Here is a 7609-nt window from a genome sequence, read left to right on the forward strand (position 1 = left end):
CGGGAACGCGTGCGTGAGGCGCGGCTGGCGGAGGCCAACCGGCAAGCTGGAACCAGGCCACCGCACCGTTCGCCGCCGAGCGCGCCACGCCCGGTGCGGCCGCAGTCGCCGCAGCCAGCGGAGCCGCAGGACGGCGGAATGCCTGTCATGGCCCCGCAGGAGAGCATGGCCTCGCAGGAAAGTGAGAAAATCCGGGACGGTTCCGTGTAACGTCAGCGTTGCCGGGCCGTACTTGATGGCGAACCGTTACGTCCGGCACGCACGGAGATTGCCATGTTCGACCGCCGTATCCTGCTCGCATCCGTGGCCGGCCTGTTTGGCCTGGCCGCTTTCCGCTGGCTGCGCTCCACGCCGGCGCAAGCCGCCGAGAAGTTCGAGGTGGAAAAGACCGACGCCGAATGGCGCGCGCAGCTTACGCCGCAGCAATATGAAATCCTGCGCAAGCACGGCACCGAAAGGCCGGGCTCGAGCCCGCTTTTGAAGGAAAAGCGCAAGGGCATCTTCGCCTGCGCCGGCTGCGATCTGCCGCTGTTCTCCTCGGACACCAAATACGAAAGCGGCACCGGCTGGCCGAGTTTCTGGCAGCCGCTCGATAATGCGCTGGGAAAGACCGAGGACCGCACCTTCGGCATGGTGCGTACCGAAGTGCATTGCCGCCGCTGTGGCGGCCACCTCGGCCACGTCTTCGACGACGGGCCAAAACCGACCGGGCTACGCTACTGCATCGACGGATTTGGGATGGTGTTTCACCCGGCAGGGCCTTCGGCTTCTTGAGCCGCGCACCCGGCAATTGTTGCCCCGCCCGGCAAATGTGCCCCGGTCCCCGGACCGGGGCTTTTTTCTTAAGGTATTGATTTTTATCGGTTTTGTAGTTTGGCACAATGCTTGCGACATCTTCTCCCGACGCGGCCTGTGATCGCTTGGATCGGCGAGCCGCCCGGATCGAATTTGGAGAACATGTCATGGGTATCTTCGGCGCTCTTACCACCGCGGTCGGCGGCCTTCGCGCCAACTCCTACGCGCTGGAAAACGTCTCGGGCAACATTGCCAACTCGCAGACCACGGCGTTCAAGCGCATCGATACCTCTTTCCTGGATCTCATCCCGCAGACGGCCACCACCGCGCAGCTGGCAGGCGGCGTGACCACGCAATCCCGCTCCACCAACTCGGTGCAGGGCGACGTGCAGACGGCCTCGGTCGCCACCTTCATGGCGATTAACGGCAACGGCTTTTTCGCGGTGCAAAAGCCCGGCAACTTCACCGACGGCACGCCGGTGTTCGACGGCGTCGACCGCTTCACGCGTCGCGGCGACTTCCAGCTCGACAAGAGCGGCTATCTCGTCAACGGCGCCGGCTACTATCTGCAGGGCGTGCCGATCGATCCGACCACCGGCAACCCGTCCGGCAGCTCGCCGCAGGTCCTCAGATTCCAGAACGACTTCTTGCCGGCGCAGCAAACCACCAGGATCGACTATCGCGCCAACCTTGCCAGTTATCCGCTGACGACCAAGCACGATGTTTCCGTTCCCGGATCGGAATTGATCGCGCCGGGATCATACAGCTCCGGACATAATCCGCTGGCGCTCGGCACGCCTCAGGCGCCCTATACCGACGCCACCAGGAGTGGCACCACCCAGAACAACAAAGCGACGCCGTCGGTTGCGAACACGGCCGCGACCCTGCTCAGCGGCACGGCACCCTCCAACTCGATCTCCTCCAACTTCGTCGCGGGCGACACCATCACGGTCAACGGTCAAACCCTCACCTTCATGGCGTCGGGCACCGCCTCCGGCGCCAATCAGATCAACGTCGACGACAGCATCGGAACCTTGCTGAGCAAGATCGACGCGCTCCAGGGAACGTCAGCCCCGTACACGTCCACGATCGCCTCGGGCTCGATCACGCTTCATTCCGGCTTGTCCAACAATCTCTCGGTCACGAGCTCAAATACCACGGCCTGGGCCGCGCTCGGCTTTACCGGTACCGTGACGGCGCAGCGCGGCGGTGGCGGCGGCGTCGGCACCGGTCAGGTCGTCGGCAACGACAACTCGACGTTCCTCGCCGAGTCGGTGGCGGGCGGCGCGGTCACGACCTACGACGTCTCGGGCGCGCCGGTGAACCTGCAGTTCCGCTGGGCCAAGGTCGACAGCGCTACGCTCGGCGCCGGCCATACCGACACCTGGAACCTGTTCTACCAGGTCAATCCCAACGCAACCGGCACCCAGGTCTCATGGCAGAACGTCAACACCAATTTCACCTTTTCTGCCTCAGGCCAGATGACGCCGTCGGTTCCGTCCGTGGAGCTCACCAATGCCGTCGTCAACGGCGTTGCGCTGGGCAGTCCCGTCATCAACTTCGGCACCGGCGGTGTCACCCAATTCGCGGATGCCAACGGCAACGTGCAGGTCAACCAGATCCAGCAGGACGGCTTCCCGGCCGGCCAGTTGCAGTCCGTCGGCGTCGGCACCAACGGCCGCATCGTCGGCAACTATTCCAACGGCCGCAACCTCGACCTCGCCGAAATCTCGGTGGCGACGTTCAACGGCACCAACTTCCTCAAGCGCGTCAATGGCGGCGCGTTTGAGATGACCGACGGATCCGGACAGGCGCTGTACGGCAAGGCCGGAACTATCGTCGGTTCGTCGTTGGAAGGATCAAACACCGATATCGCCGACGAGTTCACCAAGCTGATCGTCACCCAGCAGGCCTATTCGGCGAACACCAAGGTCATCACCACCTCCAACACGATGGTGCAGGATCTCCTGAACGTACTGCGCTAGTTCCGCGACGCCGTTCGCGATGCGATTTGAGATGGGCAATTAGTCATGGGTTTGAGTCAAGCTCTCTCTACCGCGATGTCCGGCCTGCGCGCGACGCAAGCCGCGATCGCGCTGGTCGGATCTAACGTTGCCAACGCGGAAACGCCTGGTTACGTCAGGAAGTCGATCATCCAGTCCGCCGGCGTGACCGGCGACTACGGCTCGAGCGTTCTGCTCCACGGCGTCGACCGGCAGCTCGACCAGTATCTGCAGACGCAGCTGCGCACGGAAACCTCCGGCGCGGCCTATGCCGATATCCGTTCGACCTTTCTCCAAAATCTGCAGAACGTTTACGGCAATCCAGCCGAGACCGGCACCATCGAGGATTCCTTCAATAAGCTCCTGACCGCCTTCCAGGGCCTGCAGACCAGCCCGGATTCGCAGTCGGCGCGGATCAGTGCAGTCGCCGCTGCGCAGACGATGGCGCAGACGCTCAATGCGGCGACGCAGGGGATTCAGAGCCTTCGCGCCAATGCCGAGATGGGCATCAACGATTCCATCGTGACCGCGAACAACGCGATGGCCCAGATCGCGTTCATCAACAACCAGCTCCAGAACAACGGCAAGACCGACGCTGCGACGGCCTCGCTGCTGGATCAGCGCGATCAATACATCACGCAATTGTCGAGCCTGATGGACATCAGGACGGTCGTCAACGACCTCAATCAGGTGACCGTATTCACGAACTCCGGCGTGCAACTGGTCGGGACCGAGGCTGCGCAGTTAAGCTTCAATCCCCAGGGCACGATGACGCCCAACACGTTGTACAACTCCGACCCGACCAAGAGCAACGTCGGCACCATCACGATCAATTTCCCGCATGGCGGCAGCTACGATCTGGTGTCCACCAACTCGATTCGTTCGGGCAAGATCGCCGCCTATCTCGAGCTGCGCGACAACACGCTGGTGAAGGCGCAGGCACAGATCGACCAGTTCGCGGCGTCGATGTCGAGCGCGCTGTCGGACAAGACGACGGCCGGCACCGCTACTCCGGCGTCTGCGCTGCCGCAGGCCGGCTACGATCTCGACCTCACGGGCCTGCAGTCGGGCAACGTCATTCACGTCAGCTACAAGGACAACACCACCGGTGTTACGCACAATCTGTCGATCGTGCGCGTCGACGATCCGAGCGTGCTGCCGCTGAGCAATACTGCAACGCTCGATCCGAACGACGAGGTGCTCGGCATCGATTTTTCCGGTGGTATGGCGTCGGTAGTCTCCCAGCTCAACGCCGCGCTAGGGGCGAGTGATCTGCAGTTCTCAAACCCGTCGGGATCGACCCTGCGCGTGCTGGATGACGGCGCGCCAAACCGTTCGGACGTGCTGGCGGCGTCGGTCACAACGACCCTGTCGTCGCTCACCAGCGGCAACCCACAGCTTCCGCTGTTCACGGATAATGGCGGGCTCTATAGCGGCGCGATTACCGCCAGCGGGTCGCAGATGACGGGTCTCGCCGGCCGCATCAGCGTCAATCTCGGGCTGCTCGGCGATCCCTCGCGCACCATCGTATTTTCCACCAGTCCGCTGACGCCTTCGGGCGACACCACGCGCGCCGACTTCATTCTCTCGCAACTGCAGACGGGCAGCTATCGCTATTCGCCGCAGACCGGCATCGGGACCACAGGCGCTCCGTTCACCGGCACGCTGGTCAATTTCGCCAAGCAGTTCATCAGCCAGCAGGGCGAAGCGGCGACCGCCGCCAAGCAACTCGCGGACGGCCAGTCTGTGGTGCTGAACACCCTGCAGAAGAAGGTGACCGATGCCTCGGGCGTCAATATCGACGACGAGATGGCGCATCTGCTCGCGCTGCAGAACGCCTATTCCGCCAACGCGCGCGTCATGTCGTCTATCAAGCAGATGTACGACACGCTGATCCAGGCCATGTGAGGGTATCATGTCGATCGATGGCGTTAACGGCAGAACATCCTATATCGGGACCTCGATCCTCAATATCCGCAAGCAGCTCGATGATCTGACGCAGCAGCTCGCCAGCGGCCGGGTCTCGACGACCTATGCAGGGCAGGGCGCCAATCGCGGCTTTGCGCTGAGCTTGCGCGCGCAGGTCAGCAGCATCGACGCGTTCAAGGACACCGCAACCAACGTCAATACGAGACTCAACGTCGTCAACCTTGCGCTGCAGGGATTGTCCGACATCGGCACGTCGGTAAAGAAAGCGGCCAGTACGTCGACTATCGTCCTCAACGACAACGGTCAAACCTCGGGCCAGATCACGGCGCAGGCGGCGTTCTCGAATGCGGTGTCGCTGCTCAACAGTCAGTCGGGCGACCGCTATCTGTTTTCCGGCCGCACCACCGACACATCAGCGACGGTGTCGGCCGACCTCATGCTCGACGGCTTGGGTACGCAGGCCGGGTTGAAGCAACTTATCAACGAACGCCGCCAGGCCGATCAGGGCGTCGGCAACATGGCGCATCTGACCGTTTCGTCGCCGCCGTTGACGACCACCGTGACTAGCCTGGCCGAGGATGGTTCATCGTTCGGCTTGAAGCTTGCTTCGATCAGCTCATCGCTGACGGGAGCAACCGTGACGCAGCCGACCGGCGTGCCGCCGGCCGTCACCGTCGATCTCGGCGCCGTCAATCCGAACGATGGCGACAAGGTCACGTTCAACTTCAACCTGCCCGACGGTACCACCGAATCGATCGCGCTGACCGCGACGACTACCAATCCGCCGCCTGCCGGCTCGTTCCTGATCGGCGTCGATACAGCCGCAACCACGGCGAACCTGCAGGCGGCGATGACGTCTTCGATCCAGACGCTGAGCGACACGGCGCTGGTCGCCGCGTCCGCCATCGCGGCGTCCGACAATTTCTTCAATCCGTCCGCGACCGTCACCGGAAGCGCGGTCAACAACCAGGCCGCGGTGCCGGCGCCGATCACCGGCGCCACGCTGCTCTCAGGCACGGCGGGAACGGATTCGCTGGCCGCGAGCTTTGCGGCAGGCGATACCATCACGGTCAACGGCACGCCGATCACCTTCGTCGCATCGGGCGCGACCGGTAACCAGCTCAACATCACCGACAGCGTCCAGACCTTGCTGGCCAAGATCGATTCGATCTCCGGCGCCACGACGCCGTCGACCGTCACCGGCGGCGTGATTGCGTTGCACGGCGCTGATGGTGCGAGCCTGACGGTTTCAAGTTCGAACGCGGCCGCGTTCGCGGCACTGGGCTTCAGCGCTACCGCGAGCGCAAATCCGGCTCCGCTGCGCGTCAACGGCCCGCCGTTCGCCACCGCGACCAATCTGATCGGCGGCACATCCGCCAACACCGTCTCGTGGTACACCGGCGAAGTCGGCACCGATCCGGCGCGCGGCACGGCGATTGCGCGCATCGATCAGTCCATCACGGTGCAATATGGCGCGCGCGCCAACGAGCAGGCGCTACGCTACCAGTTGCAGAACATCGCGGTATATTCCGCGGTCACGACCAATGCCGCCAATCCGAATTCGAAGGCGCAGGTCAGCGCGCTGCAGCAGCGGATCTCGGCAAACCTGGCGCCGCAGAACGGACAGCAATCGATCCAGGACATGCAGGCGGAGTTTGCCGGCGCGCAGAGCGCCATCAAAGCCTCGACCGATCGTCAGACCCAGCTCAAGGGAATGGCGCAAACCATGCTCGACCAGATCGAGGGCATCAATCAGGACGAGGTGGCTACCAAGATCCTGGCGCTGCAAACCAGTCTGCAGGCGTCGTATCAAACCACGTCGATGCTTTACCAGACCACGTTGACCAAATTCCTTCCGGTCTGATCGTAGGCCGGTTGGTCCAACGACGAAGGCCTCCTTGCGGAGGCCTTTTTCTTTTGAGGAGACGGTTATGCGGATTTGCGATCGGGCTGCTCGGACGATTGCATTTTCCGGGCGCTCTGCAGGATCTGCTCTTCATGGCCGATCAGTTTCTTCGCTTCTTTCAGCGCGTGATAGAGATCGCCGTTCAGGGTGAAATTGTTGATGCCCTCGATGAAGGGCCATGCGCTCGGCATTGTCGTGAGGATGTCGCGCACCAGGCTGAAATAGGTCGGGTGGTGCGCCATCGGGTCCGGCGACAGGTACATGAGCTGCACCGCCAGATAGACCAGCTTGGCCGGCGTGTCGGCGGTTTCGGGTGTGAGAATGTCTTTCTCGCGCAGGATCGGAATCCTGTCGCCGTCGATCAGCAGTCTAGCGCGTTGATCGGTGTTGGTGACCACGCAGGCGCCGATGATGATTCGTTCGTGCGGTTTGAGCTCGACTTTCAAGGCCATGCCTGTTCTCCCATTGGCGCTTTTCGCGCGTTGTCGTGCCCGCCGGCAGATTCGGCATCCTTCCCGATGATGGTTAACCAATGGTGAAGATGCGAGTTGTGCCCATTTGACGGGCCTTTCCTGTACCTGGTCCGTAAGAATACGGAAGCTTGTCTGCGCGGCGAATTAATTTCGAATTCGCCGTCTTCCCGCGCGCCTTATCCGACCAAATTCATTTTTTCTTAGAGACTTGCTTCCAGAGTGAGCCGTCGCCCGATCGAGAGGTCGGGATCGTGGCTCGTTTTAATTTCACACCAGAAAGGTATGAAAGATGTCCGGTATTGTTCTCTCGGCTTCGGTTCGCCAGAACCTCCTCTCGCTGCAGTCGACCGCCGATCTGCTCGCCACCACGCAGAATCGCCTTGCCACCGGCAAGAAGGTCAACACGGCCCTCGATAACCCCACCAACTACTTCACCGCGCAGTCGCTCGATGCGCGCGCCGGTGACATCAACAATCTCCTCGACGGCATCAGCAACGGCGTGC

At 62.4% G+C, this 7609-nt stretch carries 6 protein-coding genes and 1 pseudogene; 6 read left to right on the forward strand and 1 reads right to left on the reverse strand.

The window, feature by feature from the left end:
• From CQ14_RS45125 to CQ14_RS00200, 5 genes and pseudogenes are all read left to right on the forward strand, one after another.
• Positions 1-210, forward strand: a pseudogene (locus CQ14_RS45125) (hypothetical protein); the annotation flags it as partial.
• Positions 211-273: 63 nt separating this feature from the next.
• Positions 274-774 (forward strand): peptide-methionine (R)-S-oxide reductase MsrB, encoded by a 501-nt coding sequence (msrB, locus tag CQ14_RS00185; RefSeq protein ID WP_057855949.1) that lies wholly within the window; start codon positions 274-276, stop codon positions 772-774.
• 188 nt (positions 775-962) lie between these two features.
• Positions 963-2780 (forward strand): flagellar hook-basal body complex protein, encoded by a 1818-nt coding sequence (locus tag CQ14_RS00190; protein ID WP_057855950.1) that lies wholly within the window; start codon positions 963-965, stop codon positions 2778-2780.
• A 45-nt stretch (positions 2781-2825) separates the two neighbouring features.
• Positions 2826-4706: a flagellar hook-associated protein FlgK gene (flgK, locus tag CQ14_RS00195; RefSeq protein WP_057855951.1), complete on the forward strand. Its 1881-nt coding sequence runs from the start codon at positions 2826-2828 to the stop codon at positions 4704-4706.
• Between the two features lie 7 nt (positions 4707-4713).
• Positions 4714-6591 (forward strand): flagellar protein, encoded by a 1878-nt coding sequence (locus CQ14_RS00200; RefSeq protein WP_057855952.1) that lies wholly within the window; start codon positions 4714-4716, stop codon positions 6589-6591.
• 65 nt (positions 6592-6656) lie between these two features.
• On the opposite strand, the gene flbT is transcribed toward CQ14_RS00200, so the two are convergent.
• Positions 6657-7085: a flagellar biosynthesis repressor FlbT gene (gene flbT / locus CQ14_RS00205; protein ID WP_057855953.1), complete on the reverse strand. Its 429-nt coding sequence runs from the start codon at positions 7083-7085 to the stop codon at positions 6657-6659.
• 310 nt (positions 7086-7395) lie between these two features.
• Between flbT and CQ14_RS00210 the strand changes: the two genes are divergently transcribed.
• Positions 7396-7609, forward strand: a 214-nt coding sequence (locus CQ14_RS00210; RefSeq protein WP_488230441.1) for a flagellin N-terminal helical domain-containing protein, incomplete at its 3' end; no start/stop codon positions are given.

The sequence above is a fragment of the Bradyrhizobium lablabi genome, assembly GCF_001440475.1.
In the GTDB taxonomy this organism is placed as follows: Bacteria; Pseudomonadota; Alphaproteobacteria; order Rhizobiales; family Xanthobacteraceae; genus Bradyrhizobium; species Bradyrhizobium lablabi.

Bases quoted from the DNA above. Each gene is read 5' to 3' on its own strand.
- msrB (WP_057855949.1), top strand. From the start codon at position 274: ATGTTCGACCGCCGTATCCTGCTCGCATCCGTGGCCGGCCTGTTTGGC.
- CQ14_RS00190 (WP_057855950.1), top strand. From the start codon at position 963: ATGGGTATCTTCGGCGCTCTTACCACCGCGGTCGGCGGCCTTCGCGCC.
- flgK (WP_057855951.1), top strand. From the start codon at position 2,826: ATGGGTTTGAGTCAAGCTCTCTCTACCGCGATGTCCGGCCTGCGCGCG.
- CQ14_RS00200 (WP_057855952.1), top strand. From the start codon at position 4,714: ATGTCGATCGATGGCGTTAACGGCAGAACATCCTATATCGGGACCTCG.
- flbT (WP_057855953.1), bottom strand. From the start codon at position 7,085: ATGGCCTTGAAAGTCGAGCTCAAACCGCACGAACGAATCATCATCGGC.